Below are 20,536 nucleotides of genomic sequence, written 5' to 3' on the forward strand. Positions count from 1 at the left end.
ATGGGTTCAGGCAGCGGGCGCGAACTCGGCCCGGCCGTTGTTCAGGATCAACTGGTCGCGCTCGACCACGCGTGCGCGAAAGGCGGCATGACCCGGCGCTTCGAGCCAGACCTCCGTGCGGATCTTTTCGCCCGGGTAGACGGGGCTCGCGAAGCGCAGGTCGAGCCGGGTCAGCAGCGCCGGGTCGTCGGCACACAGCAGCGTGGCCAGCGCCCGTGCCGCGATGCCGTAGCTGCACAGGCCATGCAGGATGGGCCGCTCGAACCCTGCGGCGCGTGCCACCGCCGGGTCCACATGCAAGGGGTTCAGGTCGCCGCTCAGCCGATAGATCAGTGCCTGGTCGACGCGTGTCGGCAGGTCCAGCGTCAAGTCTGCGGGGCGGTCACTCGGCACAGGGTGCGGCTTCGGCGCACCCTCGTTGCGGCCGCCGAACCCCCCATCGCCGCGCATGAATGCGGTCGAGCCCACGGTCGCGAGTCGATCGCCGCTGGCTGCGTCGAACAACTGCCGGCTCAGCAGCATCACCGCGCCCTTGTCGGGGCCCTTGTCGAAGATGGCCTCGATGCGGTGCTCGCCGATCACGGTGGCCGCGGCCGGCAGGGGCTTGTGCAGCGTCAATGTCTGTTCGCCATGGAGGATGCGCTGCCAGTCGATGCCAGTGGCCGGGTCCTGCATCCAGAAAGGGCCGGTGGCCAGAACGACGGCCATGCTAGGCAGCGGGCACAAGCCACCCGGTGCGCCTTCGTAAACGCTGCGCAGACCGGCCGCATCCAGCGGCATCGAGTTCGCCACGCCGAGCCCCAAGGCATAGACGATGGTGTCGCGCTCGGTGTAGGTCTGCGTCACTGGCGGCAAGGGCCAACGCATCAATTTCTCGTAGTCGATCATCGCGTCCAGTTTTCTGTACATCGCTAACGTAGTTAACTATACTGGCCATCTCGACTTACAAGCAATCGGTGGCAACCCGCGCGCGGCAAAGCCACGCAGCCTTCAGGAGACTCGATGAAAGACAAGGCCCGCATCGCCGGCGTCGGCATGGTCCCGTTCACCAAGGCGGGCCGCAGCCCGGCCTACGACGCGATGGGGGCCGAGGCCGCGCGTCTCGCGCTGCGCGACGCCGGCATCGACTACACGCAGGTGCAGCAGGCCTACGTCGGTTTTGTCATCGGCGACACCACCTCGGGCCAGCAGGCGCTGTACCCGCTGGGCCTCACGGGCATCCCGATCGTCAACGTCAACAACGCCTGCTCGACCGGGTCGACCGCCCTCTACCTGGCACGCCAGGCCGTCGAGAGCGGCAGCGTCGACGTGGTGCTGGCTCTTGGTTTCGAGCAGATGCTCGCCGGCGCGCTGTCCTCTCCGTTCAACGACCGGCCGGGTGTCAACGGCATGCTCAATGCGATGGTCGACCGCACGGTGGGGTGGGACGCGAAGGCGCCGCTGGCGGCGCAGTACTTCGGCGGTGCGGGCCGCGAATACCAGCAGAAATACGGCATCGCCGACAGCACCTTCGCGATGGTCTCCGTCAAGTCGCGCCGCCACGCTGCGCGCAACCCCTTCGCTGTGTTCCGCGAGCCGACCACGGTCGAAGAGGTGCTGGCTTCGCCACACATCTTCGGCACGCTGACGCGGCTGCAGTGCTGCCCGCCGACCTGCGGTGCCGCGGCGGCGCTGGTGGTGTCGGCCGAGTTCGCACGCCGGCATGGCCTGACCCGCAGCATCGAGATTGCCGGCCAGGCATTGACCACCGACACCGGCACCAGCTTCGAGACTGGCAGCATGATCGAGGGCGTCGGGGCCGGCATGACACGGCGCGCCGCGCAGCAGGCGTATGCGCAGGCCGGCATCACCGCCGATGAACTCGACGTGGTCGAACTGCACGACTGCTTCACCCCCAACGAGATCATCAGCTACGAAGCGCTCGGCCTCTGCCCCGAGGGCGGCGCGGAGCAGTTCGTGCGTGATGGCGACAACACCTACGGCGGGCGCGTTGTCACCAACCCATCGGGCGGGCTGCTCTCGAAGGGCCACCCGCTGGGAGCCACGGGGCTCGCGCAGACGGCCGAGATCGTGTGGCATCTGCGCGGCGAAGCCGGCGAGCGGCAGGTCGAGGGCGCACGGCTCGGTGCACAGCACAACGTGGGGCTCGGAGGGGCCTGTGTGGTGACGGTGTTCGGGTCATAATTCAGTCAACCTAGCTACCTGATTGCACGACATGGCCGACGACCCCGAAGCCACCGCGCTGGCCAGAGCGCGCCAATCGCTGGACGTTCGCAGCAGCGATGACCAGCCCTTCCGTGTGCCGAAGACAGCCGAGCTGGTCGCCCGCGACCTGCGCAGCAAGATCGTTCGCGGCGAGCTGAAAGACGGCGACACGCTGCCCTCCGAAGGCGAACTCGTGACGCGCTATTCGGTCTCGCGGCCCACGCTGCGCGAGGCCCTGCGCATTCTTGAGTCCGAGGCGCTGCTCACGGTCACCCGCGGCTCGCGCGGCGGCCCGCGCGTGCACCTGCCCGACCCTCGCCTGGCGGCGCGCCATTTCGGCCTGGTGCTGCAGAGCCGGGCCACGACCCTGGCCGAGATCTACGGCGCCCGGTTGCTGATAGAGCCCTCGTGCGTGTACCTGGTGGCGACGACCGCGCGGCGCACCGCGCCGGGGGTGCTGAGCCAGCTCATCGAGCAGGAACGCGCCACGCTCGCCGCCAAGGATGAAGTCGGCCACGCCCGCGCGTCGGCGCGCTTCCACCGCGCACTGATCGAGCTCACGGGCAATGGCCCGCTGATCCTGCTGATGAGCATGCTCACGCACATCTACGAGAGCCACATTTCGACCACCGCGCTGGCGGCCAATGTGCAGCGCTTCGATTCCGCCTCGCGCACGCGGGGCATGAAAGCGCACGAGAAACTACTGGCCCTGATCGAAGCCGGAGACGGTGCAGGTGCCGAGGCCTACTGGCGCAAGTACCTCGAGACCATCGACAAGCTGATCCGCGAGAACTACGCGGTGGATCGGCCGATCGATCTGCTGGAGTAGGCCCGCGAGCATCGTCCGATTCGCCGCATGGCGGTGGGCGAGCGGCCCGTAATCACCCTCTGGCCACGGCTGTGTTTGGGGTGACAATGAGCCGACGCGCAGGAGAGACATCGCTGCAATCTCCCGGGTGAGGCTGGGCGACCTGCGTGACCCATCAGGGTCGGGACCTCGCTTCAGGGAGGCAGCGATGCTTCATTTCGTCACGCCTCGCGGACGTCATGTCTGACCTCGACGGTCCGGCGACCGATCCCGGCGCGAAGGGCGAGCCCCAAGCCGTCGTGGACCTGGCTCGAACCCATCGCGCCTTGCGAATGTTGCGTGGTTCGAACGGGGCGCTGATTCATGCCACCGACGAAGATGCCTTGCTGCAGGAGGTTTGCCGCATTGCGGTCGATGATGGCGGCTACCGCATGGCCATGGTCGCGTTCGCAGAGCGCGACGAGGCCAAGTCCTGGCGGCCGGCAGCCTATGGCGGCGTCGAAGGCGCGTTCGTCAAGAGCACCAACGCGAGCTGGGCGGAAGACAGCGAGTACGGCCGCGGCCCGGGGGCCACGGCGGTCCGCACGGGGCAGCCCTGCTTTTCCCGCGACATCCTCAACGACCCGGCCGTGGCCAGCTGGCGTGGCGAGGCCCTGCGGCGTGGCTACCGGTCTGTCGTTGCCCTGCCATTGAAGACCGAAGGCCTGGCCTTCGGTGTGCTGGCGATCCATTCCAGCGAGGTCAACGGGTTCGATGTCGACGAGATCGGCATCCTCAGCGAACTGGCGGGCAACCTGGCTTTCGGCATCCTGACCCTGCGCGGCCGCCTGGAACACAAGCGGGTGGAGCAGGCGTTGGACACCACGGAGACCTTGTATCGGTCGCTGTTCAACAGCCTGGCCGAAGGCGTCTGCGTGCAGGACGCGAGCGGCCAGGTCTCGGCCGCCAACCCCGCCGCCGAGCGCATCCACGGGCGGTCTGCCGAACAGATGCTCGGCCGCGCTTCCGATCATGTGCAGTGGCGGGCGATCCACGAAGATGGCAGCGCTTTCCCCGGTGATCTCCATCCTGCGACAGTCACCCTGCGCACCGGAGAACCGCAGACCGACGTGGTCATGGGAATTTACCGGCCCGATGCGAGCCGGGTCTGGATCTCCATCAACTCGCAGCCGCTCGTTGCGGGCGGCGAATCGGCCCCGTATGCGGTGGTCACGACCTTCCGCGACATCACGGCGCACAAGCTCGCCCAGGAAACGCAGCGGCGCTTGAACCGCGAACTGCGTGCCATCAGCAGCTGCAACCAGACCTTGCTGCGGGCCAGGAACGAGCAGATGCTGCTCGACGAAATCTGCCGCATCGTCTGCGACGAGGCCGGCTACCACATGGCATGGGTGGGGTATCGCGAGGACGATGAAGCCCAGAGCATCCGCCTGGTGGCCAGGGGAGGGGCCGATGGGGGGTTTCTCGACAACGCCTCGCTCACCTGGGCCGACACCGGCTTCGGAAGCGGCCCCTCCGGAACCGCCATTCGAAACGAGCAAAGCGTGTGGGTGCAGGACATCGAGGCCGATTTCCCTGCCGGACATTGGCGCGATCGCGCCCTTCAATGCGGCTTTCGTTCGATCATCTCTCTGCCTCTGAAAGATGAACGCCAGCGCACCTTTGGCGTTCTCGTCCTGTACTCGAAAGACATCACCGTCTTCGCTGCGGACGAGATGCGCCTGCTTCATGAACTGTCGGGCGACCTGGCGTTCGGCATCGTGGTGCTGCGCACGCGCATCGAGCACCAGCGCCTCGAGCAGCAGCAGCAGGCCACGCTGCATTTCTTTGCCAGCATGGACCGGATCAATCTCACGCTCCAGGAGTCGGACGATCTCGAGCAGATGATGAGCGGTGTGCTCGACGCGGTCTTGTCGACCTTTGCATGCGATCGAGCATGGCTGCTTTACCCGTGCGACCCCGAGTCGCCGACGTGGCGCGTGCCGATGGAACGCACGCGCCCCGAATACCCTGGGGCCTCGGCGCTTGGGCACGGGTTGCCGATGGACCCGGAGCTCAGCGAGCTGTTCCGGGCCGTGCTGAGCTCCCCCTGTCCGTTGCGCTTCGGTGCGCAGTCGACGCACCAAGTGCCTGGCGCAGTGCGGGAACAATTCGGCGTGCAGTCGATGCTGTGCATGGCCATCTACCCGCCGACGGACAAGCCCTACCTGTTCGGGTTGCATCAGTGCTCCAACGCGCGTGAATGGACCGCCGACGACGAGAAGCTCCTGCAGGAGATCGGCCGGCGCCTGGCCGACGGCCTGTCGAGCCTGCTGGTTCGTCGCGAGTTGCAGCACAGCGAGGCGCGTTTGCGCGACAGCTTGCTGCGCGTGCAACGGCTGGTCGAATCCAACGTCATCGGCGTCTTCTTCTGGAGTCGGTCCGGGCGCATATCGGATGCGAATGAAGCGTTCCTGGGCCTGGTCGGATACAGCCGCGAAGAACTGCTGTCGGGCCAGTTTTTGTGGACCGCGATGACGCCGCAGGGCGACTTGGCCGCCGACGTGCGGGCCACCGAAGAGCTGCGCCGCACCGGCACGGCCTCGCCGTACGAAACCCAATTGATCCACAAGAACGGCCGCTGCATCCCGGTCTTGATTGGTGGCGCCTTGCTGGAAGGTTCGCAAGACAACGGCGTCTCGTTCGTGCTCGACCTCACCGAGCGCAAGCAGGCCGAAATCGAGGCGGCAGCAAGGCGGGCGGCCGAGGCGTCCAGCCGCGCCAAGAGCGAGTTCCTGTCTCGGATGAGCCATGAACTGCGTACGCCGCTCAACGCGGTGCTCGGCTTCTCACAGCTGCTGCAGGCGGATGCGCATAACCGGCTCACCCCGCAACAGCTGACGCAGCTCGAGCACGTGCGCGGCGCAGGCTGGCATTTGCTGGCGCTGATCAATGATCTGCTCGACGTTTCGCGCATCGAGATCGGTCAGTTGCTGGTGCAGGCGCAGGCTGTGGAGCTCGGCCCTCTGCTCGTCGAGGCGCTCAACATGGCAGAGCCGCTGGCGCAGCCGTTGGGTGTCAGCCTGGCAGCGCCCGATCCTGAGCAGCCGCCTGCCTGGGTGCTTGCGGACCCGATCCGCCTGCGGCAGGTTCTCATCAATCTGCTCTCCAACGCCGTCAAGTACAACCGGCGAGGTGGGTCGGTGCAGGTCCAGGTGGCCCGCGATGCCAAGGCCGTGCTCATCGACGTGATCGACAGCGGCGTCGGCATGACGCCCGACCAGTTGGCCCACCTGTACGAGCCGTTCAACCGGCTCGGCCAGGAACGCGGCGGTGTGCAAGGCACCGGCATCGGCCTGGTGCTGACGCGCCAGCTGGTGCGCTTGATGGACGGCCTGATGGACGTCGACAGCGAGGTTGGGCGGGGCACGCGCGTGCGCGTCTCACTTCCGGCCTATCGTGGAGCCGAGCCGGGCGATGCACCGCCGTTCATGCCCTCGATCCGCGCCACGCTGGACGACGCGACGGCCCATGCGGCGTCACCGGTCGGCATGGTGCTGTACATCGAAGACAACCCGGTCAACCAGCTGCTCGTCGAACAGCTGTTGGCGCGCTGGAGCGGGGTGCGCCTGGTGCAAGCCGAAGACGGCGCGAACGGCATCGAACTCGCACGCTCGCTGCGACCCGACCTCGTGCTGCTCGACATGCAGCTGCCCGACATCGACGGCTTCGCGGTGCTCGATGCATTGCGCGCCGACCCCACGACCCGCGACCTCACCGTCGTCGCGCTGTCTGCGAGCGCGATGCCCGAGTCGGTCGCGCAGGCTCGCGCCCATGGCGTCGCGGACTACTGGACCAAGCCGCTGGATTTCGACCGCTTCCTGGCTGACATGCAGAGGCTGCTGGCCACGCCGCGGCGGTAAGGAACCCGGGGGGTCGGCGTACCGACGCGACGCACCGGTGCCGGCGCGTCGCGAGGCCGTTGCTATGTACTCCGGTGTACTTAGACCGCGGCGTAGCGGTCTGCGGGCTTCCCGTGCTGTGCCGTGACGAGGAGCTTGATGCGCAACTCATCGAACCGGGAGAGCAGCTCCACTTCGTTGGAAGACGGCATCGTCACGGTCTCGCCGAGGTCCATGCCGCGCAACGCCGCGTCTACGCAGTTCTCGGCGGTCATGACGGTCGCTGCGTCGAGGTTCGAAAGTGGCACGCCCGACAGCTCCCAGATATCGGTGGCGGTCGCGGCAGGGGCGACCAGCTGTACGCGCACCTTGGTGCCTGCGACTTCCTCTTGCAGCCCTCGCGTGAAGAGGAACACGTAGCCTTTAGTGCCGCTGTAGATGCTGCTGATGGGCAAGCCTGCAAAGCCGAGAACCGAGCCGATGTTCACGATGGTGCCCTTGTCCCGAGCCTTGAACCCCGGCAGAACGGCGATGGTCAGTGCTGTCAGCGCGCTGATGTTGACCGAAATCATGCTGGCAGCCTCAGCGGCCTTGGTCCCGCCGATGGGGGCCAGTGTCGATACACCGGCGTTGTTCACCAGCATGGTGATGCTCGAGTCGGCTGACAACTTCTCAGCCGTGGCCTGAAGCTCGGAAGGCTTGGACAGGTCGGCGGTGAGCGTCTCGACGGTGACACCGTATGAGTTGCGGAGTCTCTTGGCGACTTCGTCGAGCAGATCACCGCGGCGGGCGATGAGTAGAAGGTTGTACCCGCGCTTGGCGAGGCGGTCTGCAAACACGCGGCCGAGGCCGGCGGAGGCGCCAGTGATGACGGCGGTGCCGAGGTTCTTGCTATCAGACATTCAGTACTCCAACAGGGATGTGCGTGTGCGCACGGGCTTTCGTTTCAAACATGATGACCATCACGCTTGAGCGAAGCATGATGGTCATCATGTAAAATGTCAAGCGTTCAATCCGAAGCAGAAAGGGATTCCAGATGCGGTACCCAGTGGCCGAGACAGCGGAGAAACACTCGCGAATCCTCAGCGCAGCATCTGCGTTGTTCCGTGAACATGGGTTCGCGGGCGTCAGCGTCGGGAAGATCATGCAGGCGACCGGCCTCACTCACGGGCCGTTCTATAACCACTTCGAATCCAAAGAGGCCCTGATTTCCGAGAGCCTTCAGGACGCTTCAGAGAAGGCGCTGGCAGACATGGATTCGGCAGCTGGCACACCTGAAGACCTGTTGGCATACCTGCACGGTTACCTCAGCGAGGAACACCGCGATGCGCCCGGCCAGGGTTGCCTGCTGCCCGCGTTGGCCTCCGAGATTTCGCGTGAGAAGGAAGTGCGCTCTGTCTTGACGCATCACCTCGTCGCGATGATTGACAAGCTGCAGCGGCTGTTCCGCGGGCGCGTCAAGAAGAATGCGCGAAGCGAATCGATTCGGACGCTTTCCACGATGGTGGGAGCACTGATGCTCTCTCGCGCTGTCGACGATCCGAAGCTCTCGGAGGAGATTCTGCGAGAGGCGCGCGAGATGATCGAAGCAAGTTCAAAGCTCGCGAGAGAGCGTAAATCGTCCGAGTGAGCGTAACGAGCGGAGGGAGAGCCGCTCAAGGCTGCGTCACGCAGCTCCTAAGGCGCTGCCCGCGCGTTGGGTGCTGTTGAGTGTGCGTGGCTGCGGGCAGTCAACGACCTGCCGTCATCATTTCTGCCGACCCTATTCGTACATTGGCCCGTCGATGCGTTCTTTCTTGACCAGGATGGTCCGGTTGAACGAGTTGAGCATCAGGTGGTCCTTGAACTCGACCTTGCGTCCGTCGGGAAACTGCACGAAGCCGTCGCACACGCAGATCTGGTAGCAGTACATGCGCACGCCGGCGTCGCAGTTCCAGTACTCGTAGGCGCGGCCGTGGCAGCGGATGTCGAAGTCGACCACGCATTCGGCCGAGCTCATGTTCAGGTGCCAGCGCACGGGCAGGTTGTAGCCGCTGCGCGGGTCTTCCCAGTGCGCGAGTGCGTGGTAGCTGATGCTGCCCTTGCCGGCGGCCGGGTTGAACTTGATCTCGCGCTCGCCCACGTAGACCGTGCCGATGTCGACGATGCCCGGCCGGAAGAAGTTGATGCCGATGTCGCCCTTGGTCGCATACAGCCACCACATCACGCGCGGTGCGGGCAGGTTGCGGATCGGGTCGGCGGCCTGGCCGACGAGGATGTGCTCGCGCACGCCCTGGCCGTTCTCGACGACGAAGGTCCGGTCACCGGCCTTGATGGTTCCGTCGACCTTGGCGAACACGTCGTAGCCACCGCGCTCGGTCTGGGCGGCTGAGGCGAACGAACCCCAGTTCCAGATCGGCTTGCCCATCTGGCGGTAGGCAAGGTCTAGTTCCAACCCGGCGACCTTTCCCTTGGCCTGCCAGAGCGGCGGCTGGGCGTTCGGTTGCGAGATGAACTGCTGTTCCTCGAACTGCCATGACACCCGGTCGCTGCTGCGTTCGACCTTCACGTCGTCGAAGCCCAACCGCTCGGTGCGGTGCCAGCCGCTGCGGGCGAAGGGGTTGTCGGTCATGGTGCCGCGGTTCGCGCGAGGCACGGCGATGAACATCATGTCGTGCTCGGCCGCCTGCGTGTCGATCCAGACACCGCGGCCGTTGCCCTTGAGCAGGTAGCCCGCCGTCCACATCAGCACGTCGTGGTCACCGCATTCGGCCACCAGCGCGAAGGCAGTTTCTTCCCACAGGTCGGTCTTCTCGTGCTGCAGCACCTCGAAGCGGGGCACCTCGTCGTCGAGCGTGATCGGCGGAGTGTGAACTTCGGCATGCGCCGCGATGTACTGCTTGTCGTAGCTGTCGTGGTCTGTGCTCATGTTGTCTCCTGCTTGATTCAGAGCGTGGCGGCCGTGCCGAGGATTGCGGTGGCCTGGCTGGAAAGTACACCACCGTTCGCATGCGCGAGCGCCAATTCGGCGCCGTGCACCTGCCGGTCGCCGGCCTCGCCGCGCAGCTGCCGCACCGACTCCACCAGCGTGAACAAGCCGAACATGCCCGGGTGGCAGTACGACAGCCCACCGCCGCTGGTGTTGACCGGCAACGCACCGCCGGGGGCGATGCGTCCGCCCGAGACGAAAGCGCCGCCTTCGCCCTTGGCACAAAAGCCCAGGTCTTCGAGGAACAGGATCGTGTTGATCGTGAAGGCGTCGTAGACCTGCACAACGTCGATGTCGGCTGCCGTCACGCCGGCCTGCGCGTAGGCGCGTGCCCCGGACTCGACAGCACCGGTCACGGTGAGGTCGGGCATGGCCGAGATGTCGGCGTGCGTCACCGCCGCGGCGGCGGCGAGCACGTGGATGGGCCGCACATGCAGGTCACGCGCGCGGTCGCTGCGCGTCAGCACGATCGCGGCCGCGCCGTCGGTGACGAGGCAGCAGTCGCGCACGCCGAGCGGGTCGCTCACCATGCGGGCGTTGACCACCGTGTCGATGCTCAGATCGTCGCGCGCCGTAGCCTCAGGGTTCAGCTGCGCCCAACGCCGCGCGGCCACGGCCACCTCGGCGAGTTGCTGCTTGGTGGTGCCATACCGGTGCATGTGGCGCGCCGCAGCCAGCGCGTACGACGTGATCGGCCGCAGCGGCTTGTACGGCGCTTCATGCGGAGACGAGCGGCTGGTCTGAACCAGCGCGCCGCTGGCGGTGGCCTGGTTGCTGCCGTAGGCGATGAGGGCCACGTCGCACAGGCCGGCGTCGAGCGCCAGCGCGGCGTGTTCAAGCTGAAGCAGAAAGGCCGAACCACCGCTGCGGTTGTTGTCCGTGATCTTCGGCCGGATGCCGAGGTACTCGCTGAAGGTCAGCCCGGCCAGCGTGTCTTGCGGCTGCGCAATGAAGAGTGCGTCGACATCGGCCGGGCGCAGGCCCGCATCGGCCAATGCGAGCAGCGCGGCGTGTGCCGCCAGGTCGATGGCCTCGAAGCCGGGCGACTTGCCGACACCGAAGGTGGCCGCGCCGACGATCGCGGTCTTGCCGCGTGGGAAACCATGCATCGCCCTGTTCCTGTCAGGCTGGGTAAAACTCGACCACTGACACGTCGTTCTCGACCACGATGCGCGAGCGCACCAGCATGCCGATCGTTACCGCGCCAGGGCTCACGCCGACCACGCGGCTCATCATGCGCGGGCCTTCGGCCAGGTCGATCAGCGCGACGTTGTAGTCGGCTGCCGGTGGCTTCTGCCGCACTGTCGTCGACGAGTACACCGTGCCCAGGCCCGAGGCCTCGACCCATTCCAGGTCGGTGGCGCCGCTGCCGGGCTGGGCCACGCGCGGGGGAAACACGAAGCCGCCGTTGCTGCGGCTGCGCTGCAGCATGAAGCGGCCAGCCGCGAGGTGGTCGCGGTACTCCGCTTCAGGGTGGGTCGTTGCTTCCATCATGGGTGCGCTCGCGCGGTCAGTGGCCGCTGAAGCGCGCAGCGCGCTTGTCCTTGAAGGCCTGCGTGCCTTCCTTGAAATCGTCGGCCTGCACGGCCAACGGCAGCATGCTGCCTTCGAGGTCCATGAACTGGTCGAGGGTCAGCGTCGCGGCCACGTCGAACATGCGCTTGGCCAGGCCGAGTGCGATGGTCGGCGCGGCGGCGTATTCATGCGCCAGCGCCAGCGCCGTGTCCATCAGCTGCGCATCGGGCACGACACGCTGCACCAGGCCGAGCTGCAGCGCCTCCTCGGCGCCGACCATGCGGGCCGAGAACGCGAGGTCTTTGGCACGCGACACGCCGAGCGCGCGCGTCAGGAACCAGGCGCCGCCGGCATCGGGTGGCAGCGCGATCTTTTTCTGGATCTGCGAGAAGCGGGTGGTCTCGGACGCGATGATCACGTCGCAGGCCAGTGCCATCGAGAAACCCATGCCCACCGCCACGCCGCGGGTGGCGCACACCATCGGCTTCTGCACGCGTGCCAGTGAGCGAATCACCTTGTGCATGTGGCGAGCACGCAGGAACGAACCGTTCAGCCCGCCCATGCCCATCTCTCCGATGTCGGCACCGGCGCAGAAGTCGGTGCCGGCCCCGGTGAGCACGACGGCGCGGATCTCCGGCCTGTCGTTGAGCTGTTCGCAGACATCGGCCAGCGCATCACGCATGGCCAGCAGCATCGCGTTCTTCTTTTCGGGGCGGTTCAGGGTGACCGTGGCCACGGCTCCGTCGGTATGCAGGTCGATTGACACGCTGTGCCTTACATGGTGATCTAAGTGTTCTCAGTTTAGTGATTAAGGTTTCAGGCAGGGACGAAATCCGCTCAGGGATGACCCGCATATAGGCAACTTAGTTAACTATGTTAGCCTCGCTCAACTGATTCTGTTTTTACCCTTGCTCAGCCCACCGATGCCGACCCCTGGCCAGATCATCCAACGCAACGCGCGCCACTTTCCGCACGGTGTGGCGCTGGTGTTCGGCGAGCAGCGCCTGACCCATTCGCAGTACGCGGATCGCGTCGCACGCCTGGCCGGCGGCCTGCACGAGCGCGGCCTGCGGCGCGGCGAGCGGGTCGCCATCCTCGCGATGAACGGCATCGAGTACCTGGAGGTCTACGGTGCCGCGGAGTGGTCGGGCGTCGTGCTGACGACGGTGAACTGGCGCCTGGCCCCCGCCGAGATCGAGTGGATTCTTGGCGACGCGCAGCCTCGTGCACTGCTGTTCGAGGCGCAGTACGCCGCGCTCGTCGAGGCGCTGCGTTCGCGTTTGCGCGGCATCGAATGCTGTGTGTGCATCGGCACGCCGGCCGAGTGCCCGGCCTGGGCCGAGCCGTACGAGGCGCTGATCGCCGACGACCGTGCTGCCTTGCCCGTGCCGCAGGCGCAGCCCGACGATCCGCTGTGCATCATCTACACCAGCGGCACGACCGGGCGCCCCAAGGGCGTCGTGCAGAGCCACCGCGCGCAGGCTTGCCTGGCCGAGACGCTGTCCAGCGAGCTCAGGCTCGGTGGCGATGACCGGCTGCTGGCCATCGCGCCGCTGTTCCACATCGGCGCGCGCAGCCTTGCCGCCGGCGCGCAGTGGCGAGGCGGCACGATCGTGCTGCAGCGAGGCTTCGATGCGCAGGCCGTGCTGCAATGCATTGCGCGTGAGCGCGTCACCGCCATGCACCTGGTGCCGACGATGCTGCAGGCGCTGCTCGATGCGCCGGGGTTCGCCGACCACGACCTGTCGAGCCTGCACATGCTGATGTACGCCGCCGCGCCGATGCCGGTGCCGCTGCTGCGCCGGGCGCTGGCCGCTTTCGGGCCCATCCTCGTCAACGGCTATGGCCAGACCGAGATCAACCTGCCGACGCTGTTGCACGCGTGGCAGCACTTCCCCGATGGCACACCCGAGCAGCGGCGCAGGCTCGCGTCGGTTGGGCAGGCGCATCCGCGCAGCGAGCTGCGCATCCTGGCCGACGACGGCAGCGACTGCGCAGCGGGCGTTCCCGGCGAGGTGCTCGCGCGGTCCGACACCGCGATGAGCGGCTACTGGAACAACCCCGAGGCCACACGCGAGACCATGCGCGACGGCTGGGTGCACACCGGCGACGTGGGCTATCTCGACGACGAGGGCTACCTCTTCCTCGTCGACCGCAAGAAAGACATGATCATCACCGGCGGCGAGAACGTCTACAGCCGCGAGGTCGAACAGGCCTTGCTCGAGCACGCCGATGTGCAAGACGTGGCAGTGATCGGCGTGCCCGACGCCCATTGGGGCGAAGCCGTCAAGGCGGTGGTCGTGCGGCGCACCGGCGGTAGCGCCGACGAGGCCGCGCTGATTGCCCACGCACGCAGCCTGATCGCTTCGTACAAGTGCCCGAAGTCGGTGGTCTTCGTCGAGGCCTTGCCGGTGCTCGCCACCGGCAAGGTCAGCAAGCGCGAGTTGCGCGAGCGCTTCGCGAGCGTGAGCCAGTAGCCATGCAGACCTTCGCCTTCGACCCGGTCGAGATGCCTGAGGGCACGAGTGAATTCCGCGCCGAGGTGCGCGCATTCCTGCGCGACGAACTCGGCAGCGCACCGGCCGAGCGGCGGGCCAATTCATGGTCGGTGTTCGATGCAGCGTTCAGCCGCAAGCTCGCACGGCGCGGCTGGATCGGCATGACCTGGCCGAAGCGCTACGGCGGCAGCGAGCGCAGCGCGCTGGAGCGCTACGTGCTGCTCGAAGAGTTGCTGGCCGCAGGCGCACCGGTCGGTGCACACTGGATCGCCGACCGGCAGAGCGGCCCGGCCTTGCTGCGCTATGGCACCGAGGCCCAGCGTGAACGCTACCTGCCCGCCATCGCCCAGGGTGAGTGCTTCTTCTGCATCGGCATGAGCGAGCCGAATGCCGGCTCCGATCTCGCCTCCGTGCGCACGCGGGGCGTGAAGACAAGCGATGGATGGCGCATCACCGGCCAGAAGGTCTGGACCACGCATGCGCAGCAGGCCCACACGATGATCGCCCTCGTGCGCACCGGTGACGGGAATGATGTCGCACCCGAGGCGCCTGGGGCGCCGGCCCCCCGAGGGGGCGCGTCCGCCTTGGGGCGGCCCGGCGGCGGACCCAAGCGCCACGAAGGCCTGACCCAGTTCCTGATCGACATGAACACGCCCGGCATCACCGTGCGCCCGATTCCCGACCTAGTCGGTGACGTGCACTTCAACGAGGTGTTCTTCGACGAGGTTCTGGTGCCGCATGACCGGCTGCTGGGGCAGGAAGGGCAGGGCTGGCAGCAGTGCACCAGCGAGCTCTCGCTCGAACGCAGCGGCCCCGAGCGCTACCTGTCGAGCCATGCGCTCTTCGTCGAGTTGCTGCGCGAAGCTGCCGCGCCTGGCGCGCGGGCCTCCGAAGCGATGCAGCAACTCCTGGGCTGCGCGGTCGCCGAGCTGTGGACGCTGCGGCAGATGTCGCTCTCGGTCGCAGGCCAGCTGGCTGCCGGCCGCGACCCCGCCGTCGAGGCAGCCATCGTCAAGGACCTGGGCAACAGCTTCGAGCAGGCGCTGCCGCGCCGTGCGCAGGCCGTGGCCGATGCCGGCCTTGCGCTCGAAGACGACGCGCCGCTCGCGCGTGTGCTCGCGCTGTTGCTGCAGACATCACCATCGTTCTCGCTGCGTGGTGGCACGCGCGAGATCTTGCGCGGAATCATTGCCAGAGGACTGGGATTGCGATGAGTTCGGATCAAACGGAAAAGGCAGAAAGAGCGGAGCAGAGGGTAATGCTCGCCGATTCACTGGCGCGGCTGCTTCGCGACAGCACCACGACGCAGGCTGCGGTGTCTGAAGGCTGGAACGTCGGGCTATGGCAACAGCTGGCCGCGATGGGCCTGCCGCAGCTGCTGGTCGGCGAAGACGCCGGTGGCATCGGCGGTACCTGGGAAGACGCGCAGGTCGTCGCCCAGGCCGTGGGGGCTCATGCCATTGGCCTCCCCATTTGCGAAGCGATGCTGGCCCACGCGTTGCTCGCGCAGGCCGGGCTCGATGCGCCTGCCGGCGCGGTTGGCCTCGCGCCGACGGCCATCGGTGCGCTGGAGGGTGACGCCGGCACCGGCTGGCGCTTCACCGGCACGCTGCACGCGGTGCCCTGGGGCCGGCACGTGGACCACCTCGTCGCCGTGGCCGAGTTGGGTGGGCAGGCTTGCCTGCTGCTGTTGCCGCGAGCCGCAGCCAACGCATTGCGCGCCGGCCACAACCCGGCCGGCGAGCCGCGCGACAAGCTCTACTTCGACGCCGCGCTGGTCACTGCCGTCTTCTGCGATGCGACGCTGCCACGCCGATTTCTCTACCAATGCGCATTGCTGCGCGTCGGGCAGATTGCCGGTGCGCTCGATGCGGTGCTGGCGCGCACGGTGCAGTACGCCCGCGAGCGTGTGCAGTTCGGCAAGCCGATCGGCAATTTCCAGGCAGTGCAGCAGCAGCTCGCCGCGTTCGGTGCCGAGGTGGCCGCGGTCGGTTGTGCGGCCCGCGCAGCGTTCCGGTCTGCCACGTTGGGCGAGGCGGCCTTCGAGATTGCGGCCGCCAAACTGCGAGCCAACCTCGCCATCGACGCAGGTGCGGCCGTCGCGCACCAGGTGCATGGCGCGATCGGCTTCACGCACGAATACGACCTGCGCCATTTCACGCAGCGCCTGCTGTCGTGGCGCAGTGAGTTCGGCAATGACCGCCACTGGAGCGAGACCCTCGGCCAGGCTGTGATCGCCCGGGGTGTCGATGCGTTCTGGGTCGACCTGACGCAGCGCGGTGATGCCGCCGCGCTGATGCAGGCCACAGGCGATGAAGGTGCAGCATGAATGAAGCCGTGATCGTCTCGACCGCGCGCACGGCGATCGGCCGCGCCTTTCGCGGCGCGCTGAACAACACGCATGGCGCGGCCCTCGGTGGGCACGTGATCGCCGCCGCGGTGCAGCGCGCCGGCCTGGCGGGCGACGCGATCGATGACGTGGTGCTCGGCTGTGCCTGGCAAGAAGGTGCTACCGGCAGCAACATCGCGCGCCAGGCAGCTCTGCACGCCGGCTTGCCGGTGTCGGTTCCGGCGGCCACGCTCGACCGCAAGTGCGCTTCGGGCTTGAACGCGATTGCGATCGCGGCGAACCGCATCCGCTGCGGCGAAATCGAGGTCGCCGTGGCCGGGGGGGTCGAATCGGTGTCGCTGGTGCAGAACCACCGCAACAGCTTTCGCGCCCGCGACGAACTCGTGCTCGAGCGCCACCCCGGCGTCTACGCAACGATGATCCAGACCGCCGAAAACGTGGCTTCGCGCTATCGGATCGATCGCGACGCGCAGGATGCCTACGCACTCGAGAGCCAGCGCCGCACTGCGGCAGCCCAGGAACTCGGCCGCTTCGACGCCGAGATCGTTCCCATCGACGTGGTGCAGTTGCTCGTCGACAAGGCCGGGCAGGCCAGCGGCGAGCAGCGGCTGCACTTCATGCGCGACGAAGGCAACCGGCCCGACACGAGCGCCGAAGGGCTGGCCCGGCTCAAGCCGGTTGCCGGTGACATCGGCGTGGTGACTGCCGGCAGCTCGAGCCAGCTTTCGGACGGCGCCTCGGCCTGCGTGCTGATGGATGCGCGTCGCGCGGGGCGACTGGGCCTCGCGCCGCTCGGCATTTTTCGCGGCTTCGAGGTCGCCGGTTGTGAGCCGGATGAGATGGGCATCGGCCCGGTGTTCGCGGTGCCGCGGCTGCTTGCGCGCCATGGCCTCACGGTTGACGACATTGGCCTGTGGGAGCTCAACGAGGCCTTTGCGGTGCAGGTGCTGTATTGCCGCGACAAGCTTGGCATCCCACCCGACCGGCTCAACGTGAACGGCGGCGCCATCGCCATCGGCCACCCGTTCGGCATGAGCGGCTCGCGGCTGGTCGGCCATGCGCTGATCGAGGGCCGGCGTCGCGGTGCGTGGTATGCCGTGGTGACGATGTGCGTGGGCGGCGGCATGGGCGCAGCCGCGCTGCTAGAGATCGTTTGAGGAGACAAAGATGAACTACGAAGACATCCTGTACGAACAACTCGGCCCGGTGCTGCGCGTCTCGCACAACCGGCCGAACAAGCGCAACGCCGAGAGCGAGAACCTGCTTGCCGAGCTGGACGACGCGCTGGCACGCGCTGCGCGCGACGACAGCGTGCGGGTGCTGATCATGGCCGCCACTGGTGACCATTTCTGTGCCGGCCACGACCTGTTCGACGGCTTCGCCAAACGCAGCGAATACACCCCCGAGCAGCACTGGGTGTGGGAACAGGACCACTACCTCGGCAACGCGCTGCGCATCTGGGACTTCCCCAAGCCCACCATTGCGCAGGTGCAGGGCGGGTGCATCGCGGCCGGCTTCATGGTGGCCAACATGTGCGACCTGATGGTGGCCGCCGACGACGCCTTCTTCAGCGACCCGGTCGCGCACAGCCTGGGCGCCGCTGCGGTCGAGGCGCTGGTGCACCCGTGGGTGCTGGGTACACGCAAGGCGAAAGAGTTCCTGTTCACCGGCCAGCGCATCACGGCGGCCGAAGGCAAGGAGTGGGGCATGGTGAACCACGTGGTGCCGCGCGCGGAGCTTGAGTCGACCACGCTGCAGCTGGCCGAGCGCATCGCCGCTGCGCCGCCCATGGCGCTGCGCATGCTGAAGCGCTCGCTCAACCGCACGGCCGACATGCAGGGATTCCGCAATTCGATCCAGGCCCACTTCGACACCCACCTGCTGAGCTCGTCCACACAAGAGTTCAAGGACATTGGCGCGCGGGGCATGGCCACCTCGCTGAAGGCGGCGAAGTCGGTCGGGTGATGATGGAAGCTTTCTGTTCGCGTCCGTCGGGCGAGGGGCTGTCATGACCTCACACGCGATCGTTTCGCAAACAGTGGGGCTCGAAGGGCTTGCGCTCGTCGAACGCGACGTGCCGCGGCCGGGACCCGGCCAGGTGTTGCTGCGCATGCGTGCGGCCGCGGTGGCGCTGCGCGATTACAAGGTGGCCACCGGCGCCTATGCATCCGGCGCCGCGCACGTGCCCCGCGTGCTCGGCGGCGAAGGTGTCGGCGAGGTCGTCGAACTCGGCGCTGGCGTCGTGCAGTGGCGCATCGGCGATCGCGTAAATCCGCTCTTCGTTCAGCGCTGGACGGGCACGCGTGCGCACCCCGAGGCGATTGCCCGATCGACGCTCGGCGGTGCAGAGGTCGACGGCAGCTTTGCCGAGCACATGGTCGTGCCGGCTGAGAGCCTGGTCGCCGTGCCATCGCACCTGAGCGACGCCGAGGCCGCCACCTTGCCGTTCGCCGGCCTTACCGCTTGGTGCGCCGTGCGCGAGCAAGGCCTCATCGGTGCCGGCGACGTGGTGGTGGTGCAGGGCACGGGCGGCATTCCGCTGTTCGCACTGCAGTTCGCCAAGCAGGCTGGCGCGCAGGTGATCGTCACCTCGAAGAACGACGACAAGCTGGCACGCGCCCGCACCCTCGGTGCCGACCACACGATCAACTATCAGGCCGTGCCGGAGTGGTCGGCCGCGGTGCTCGAATTCACCGAAGGCCGCGGTGCCGACCTGGTGCTCGACCCCGGCGGCACGATGACGATGGCGCAGTCGCTTCGGGCACTGCGCCCCGGCGGCCGGGTCAGCGTGTTCAACGCGCTGGGCGGTGCCGGTGGCAGCCCCGACATCGGTGTCTCGCTGCCGTGGCTGCTGGGCCACAACCTCATCGTGCATGGCAGCAACGCTGGCTCGCTGCTGTCGCACCGCGCCATGGCGCGCGCCATCGCGGGGGCCGGACTGCGGCCGGTGATCGAGCGGGTGCTGCCGTTCGCGGCCGGCATCGACGCGATCGCCGCGGCACCGAAGAGCGAGCAGTTCGGCAAGGTCTGCCTGCAGATCGCGGAGTGATTCGATGGACTTCAACGACACCCCCGAAGAAGCTGCGTTCCGCGCCGAAGCACGCTCGTGGCTCGCGGCCAACACGGCACCGCGCGACGCCGCGAACTCGCTGGTGGTGAACCAGGAGACCGGCGACTTCGTGAAGGAGTTTCCGCTCGCGCGCGCCTGGCAGGCGAAGAAGTTCGACGCCGGTTTCGGTGCGATCTACTTCCCCGCCGAGGTCGGCGGACGCGGCGGCAACTCGCTGCAGAACATGATCTTCATGGAAGAAGAGGCGCGCTGCGACGTGCCGGCCACCAACCACTTCATGATCGTCAACCGCGGGTGCTGTTCGTTGCTGATGAAGAAGGGCAGTGCGGCGCAACAGCGCGACCTGATCCGCCCCTCGCTGCGCGGTGACTTGATCTGGTGCCAGCTCTTCAGCGAGCCCGGCGCCGGCTCCGACCTCGCCGGTGTGCGCACCCGCGCCGAGCGCGAGCATGGACAAGAGGGCGATGACTGGATCGTCAGCGGCCAGAAGATCTGGACCAGCAACGCGCAGCTCGCCGACTGGGGTGTGATGGTCGCGCGCACCGACCCGACCGTGCCCAAGCACAAGGGCCTCACGTTCTTCCTCGTCGACATGAAGTCGCCGGGCCTGACGCTGCGCCCGATCAAGCAACTCACCGGCGGCAGCAACTTCAACGAAGTCTTCATCGACGGACTGCGCGTGCCCGACGCCAACCGCATCGGCGCGGTCGGCGAGGGCTGGAAGGTGGTGATCGCCTTCCTCGCCGGCGAACGCTCGAACATTGCGATCAAGGAGTTGCAGCCCCTGATCGCGAGCTTGGTGCAGCTCGCACGCGACACCGAGATCGACGGCCGGCCCGCGATCGAAGACGGTGGCGTGCGCGAACGCATCGCCTCGTACTACATCCGCGAAGCCGGTGTGCGTTTCACCGTGCAGCGCATGCTCACCGCGCTGTCACGCAACGTCGAGCCGGGGCCCGAGATTGCCATTGGCAAGCTCGTGCTCGGCACGCTGGTTCAGGAGATGACGGCCTTCGCGCTGGAGTTGATGCAGTCGCAGGGCGCGGTGATGGACCCGGCGCATTCGCCGTTCGCCGGCGTCTGGCAGACCGAGTGGCTTGGCTCCGTGGTCGACCGCCTGGGGGGCGGCACCGACGAGATCATGCGCAACGTGATCGGCGAACGCATCCTCGGCCTGCCGGAAGACGTGCGCGTCGACAAGGCCGTGCCCTTCAACCAGATCGGCGCGGCGAAGGTGTGAC

17 protein-coding genes are annotated in these 20,536 nt (G+C 67.3%); 11 read left to right on the forward strand and 6 right to left on the reverse strand.

The window, feature by feature from the left end:
* Positions 1-6: 6 nt before the first annotated feature.
* Entirely contained in the window at positions 7-909 is a 903-nt protein-coding gene (locus AC1DYS_RS25185) for a MaoC/PaaZ C-terminal domain-containing protein (RefSeq protein ID WP_477904271.1), read from the reverse strand.
* Between the two features lie 93 nt (positions 910-1,002).
* Here AC1DYS_RS25185 and AC1DYS_RS25190 point away from each other — a divergent pair, with 93 nt between their 5' ends.
* The 3 genes from AC1DYS_RS25190 to AC1DYS_RS25200 all read left to right on the forward strand — a co-directional run bounded on the left by AC1DYS_RS25190 (position 1,003) and on the right by AC1DYS_RS25200 (position 6,915).
* A complete protein-coding gene (locus AC1DYS_RS25190; RefSeq protein ID WP_477904273.1) occupies positions 1,003-2,184 on the forward strand; it encodes a lipid-transfer protein in 1,182 nt (393 codons plus the stop codon).
* 31 nt (positions 2,185-2,215) lie between these two features.
* Positions 2,216-3,034, forward strand: coding sequence for a FadR/GntR family transcriptional regulator (locus AC1DYS_RS25195; RefSeq protein WP_477904275.1), 819 nt, complete (start codon positions 2,216-2,218; stop codon positions 3,032-3,034).
* Between the two features lie 218 nt (positions 3,035-3,252).
* Complete coding sequence (locus AC1DYS_RS25200) at positions 3,253-6,915, forward strand: GAF domain-containing protein (RefSeq protein ID WP_477904277.1); 3,663 nt, start codon at positions 3,253-3,255, stop codon at positions 6,913-6,915.
* Between the two features lie 80 nt (positions 6,916-6,995).
* Here AC1DYS_RS25200 and AC1DYS_RS25205 read toward each other — a convergent pair whose 3' ends face one another.
* The gene (locus AC1DYS_RS25205) at positions 6,996-7,796 is read right to left on the reverse strand and encodes an SDR family NAD(P)-dependent oxidoreductase (protein WP_477904279.1); all 801 of its coding nucleotides are present in this window, start codon (positions 7,794-7,796) and stop codon (positions 6,996-6,998) included.
* A 146-nt stretch (positions 7,797-7,942) separates the two neighbouring features.
* On the opposite strand from AC1DYS_RS25205, the gene AC1DYS_RS25210 reads away from it, so the two are divergent.
* On the forward strand, positions 7,943-8,524 hold the full coding sequence (locus AC1DYS_RS25210) for a TetR/AcrR family transcriptional regulator (protein WP_477904281.1): 582 nt from the start codon (positions 7,943-7,945) through the stop codon (positions 8,522-8,524).
* Between the two features lie 132 nt (positions 8,525-8,656).
* On the opposite strand, the gene AC1DYS_RS25215 is transcribed toward AC1DYS_RS25210, so the two are convergent.
* The 4 genes from AC1DYS_RS25215 to AC1DYS_RS25230 are packed head-to-tail and all read right to left on the reverse strand — an operon-like array spanning position 8,657 to position 12,143.
* Positions 8,657-9,802 carry a hypothetical protein gene (locus AC1DYS_RS25215; protein ID WP_477904283.1) on the reverse strand — a complete coding sequence of 382 codons (1,146 nt, stop codon included), beginning with the start codon at positions 9,800-9,802 and terminating at the stop codon, positions 8,657-8,659.
* A gap of 17 nt (positions 9,803-9,819) precedes the next feature.
* The gene (locus AC1DYS_RS25220; protein ID WP_477904285.1) at positions 9,820-10,971 is read right to left on the reverse strand and encodes an acetyl-CoA acetyltransferase; all 1,152 of its coding nucleotides are present in this window, start codon (positions 10,969-10,971) and stop codon (positions 9,820-9,822) included.
* Between the two features lie 13 nt (positions 10,972-10,984).
* Positions 10,985-11,353, reverse strand: coding sequence for a Zn-ribbon domain-containing OB-fold protein (locus AC1DYS_RS25225; protein WP_477904410.1), 369 nt, complete (start codon positions 11,351-11,353; stop codon positions 10,985-10,987).
* Between the two features lie 19 nt (positions 11,354-11,372).
* Positions 11,373-12,143 carry an enoyl-CoA hydratase/isomerase family protein gene (locus AC1DYS_RS25230; RefSeq protein WP_477904287.1) on the reverse strand — a complete coding sequence of 257 codons (771 nt, stop codon included), beginning with the start codon at positions 12,141-12,143 and terminating at the stop codon, positions 11,373-11,375.
* 157 nt (positions 12,144-12,300) lie between these two features.
* On the opposite strand from AC1DYS_RS25230, the gene AC1DYS_RS25235 reads away from it, so the two are divergent.
* Genes AC1DYS_RS25235 through AC1DYS_RS25265 form a run of 7 tightly spaced genes read left to right on the forward strand, consistent with a single transcriptional unit; the run spans position 12,301 to position 20,535 of the window.
* Complete coding sequence (locus AC1DYS_RS25235) at positions 12,301-13,854, forward strand: class I adenylate-forming enzyme family protein (RefSeq protein ID WP_477904289.1); 1,554 nt, start codon at positions 12,301-12,303, stop codon at positions 13,852-13,854.
* Positions 13,855-13,856: 2 nt separating this feature from the next.
* Positions 13,857-15,089 carry an acyl-CoA dehydrogenase family protein gene (locus AC1DYS_RS25240; RefSeq protein ID WP_477904291.1) on the forward strand — a complete coding sequence of 411 codons (1,233 nt, stop codon included), beginning with the start codon at positions 13,857-13,859 and terminating at the stop codon, positions 15,087-15,089.
* Positions 15,090-15,133: 44 nt separating this feature from the next.
* A complete protein-coding gene (locus AC1DYS_RS25245; protein WP_477904293.1) occupies positions 15,134-16,204 on the forward strand; it encodes an acyl-CoA dehydrogenase family protein in 1,071 nt (356 codons plus the stop codon).
* Positions 16,201-17,382, forward strand: a complete 1,182-nt coding sequence (locus AC1DYS_RS25250) for an acetyl-CoA C-acyltransferase (protein WP_477904295.1) — start codon at positions 16,201-16,203, stop codon at positions 17,380-17,382. Before AC1DYS_RS25245 ends, AC1DYS_RS25250 begins: the two co-directional genes overlap by 4 nt.
* Positions 17,383-17,392: 10 nt before the next feature.
* Positions 17,393-18,190, forward strand: a complete 798-nt coding sequence (locus tag AC1DYS_RS25255; protein WP_477904297.1) for an enoyl-CoA hydratase — start codon at positions 17,393-17,395, stop codon at positions 18,188-18,190.
* Positions 18,191-18,233: 43 nt separating this feature from the next.
* Positions 18,234-19,274, forward strand: coding sequence for a zinc-dependent alcohol dehydrogenase family protein (locus AC1DYS_RS25260; RefSeq protein WP_477904299.1), 1,041 nt, complete (start codon positions 18,234-18,236; stop codon positions 19,272-19,274).
* 4 nt (positions 19,275-19,278) lie between these two features.
* A complete protein-coding gene (locus AC1DYS_RS25265) occupies positions 19,279-20,535 on the forward strand; it encodes an acyl-CoA dehydrogenase family protein (protein ID WP_477904301.1) in 1,257 nt (418 codons plus the stop codon).
* The last annotated feature ends 1 nt before the right edge of the window (position 20,536 follow it).

The sequence above is a fragment of the Rhizobacter sp. P2_G4 genome (genome assembly GCF_056403575.1).

What these genes read in the sequence shown, in the direction of transcription:
- AC1DYS_RS25190 (WP_477904273.1), top strand. Translation starts at nt 1,003, where the DNA reads ATGAAAGACAAGGCCCGCATCGCCGGCGTCGGCATGGTCCCGTTCACC.
- AC1DYS_RS25225 (WP_477904410.1), bottom strand. Translation starts at nt 11,353, where the DNA reads ATGGAAGCAACGACCCACCCTGAAGCGGAGTACCGCGACCACCTCGCG.
- AC1DYS_RS25265 (WP_477904301.1), top strand. Translation starts at nt 19,279, where the DNA reads ATGGACTTCAACGACACCCCCGAAGAAGCTGCGTTCCGCGCCGAAGCA.
- AC1DYS_RS25245 (WP_477904293.1), top strand. Translation starts at nt 15,134, where the DNA reads ATGCTCGCCGATTCACTGGCGCGGCTGCTTCGCGACAGCACCACGACG.
- AC1DYS_RS25255 (WP_477904297.1), top strand. Translation starts at nt 17,393, where the DNA reads ATGAACTACGAAGACATCCTGTACGAACAACTCGGCCCGGTGCTGCGC.
- AC1DYS_RS25235 (WP_477904289.1), top strand. Translation starts at nt 12,301, where the DNA reads ATGCCGACCCCTGGCCAGATCATCCAACGCAACGCGCGCCACTTTCCG.
- AC1DYS_RS25215 (WP_477904283.1), bottom strand. Translation starts at nt 9,802, where the DNA reads ATGAGCACAGACCACGACAGCTACGACAAGCAGTACATCGCGGCGCAT.
- AC1DYS_RS25185 (WP_477904271.1), bottom strand. Translation starts at nt 909, where the DNA reads ATGTACAGAAAACTGGACGCGATGATCGACTACGAGAAATTGATGCGT.
- AC1DYS_RS25205 (WP_477904279.1), bottom strand. Translation starts at nt 7,796, where the DNA reads ATGTCTGATAGCAAGAACCTCGGCACCGCCGTCATCACTGGCGCCTCC.
- AC1DYS_RS25220 (WP_477904285.1), bottom strand. Translation starts at nt 10,971, where the DNA reads ATGCATGGTTTCCCACGCGGCAAGACCGCGATCGTCGGCGCGGCCACC.
- AC1DYS_RS25195 (WP_477904275.1), top strand. Translation starts at nt 2,216, where the DNA reads ATGGCCGACGACCCCGAAGCCACCGCGCTGGCCAGAGCGCGCCAATCG.
- AC1DYS_RS25260 (WP_477904299.1), top strand. Translation starts at nt 18,234, where the DNA reads ATGACCTCACACGCGATCGTTTCGCAAACAGTGGGGCTCGAAGGGCTT.
- AC1DYS_RS25240 (WP_477904291.1), top strand. Translation starts at nt 13,857, where the DNA reads ATGCAGACCTTCGCCTTCGACCCGGTCGAGATGCCTGAGGGCACGAGT.
- AC1DYS_RS25250 (WP_477904295.1), top strand. Translation starts at nt 16,201, where the DNA reads ATGAATGAAGCCGTGATCGTCTCGACCGCGCGCACGGCGATCGGCCGC.
- AC1DYS_RS25200 (WP_477904277.1), top strand. Translation starts at nt 3,253, where the DNA reads ATGTCTGACCTCGACGGTCCGGCGACCGATCCCGGCGCGAAGGGCGAG.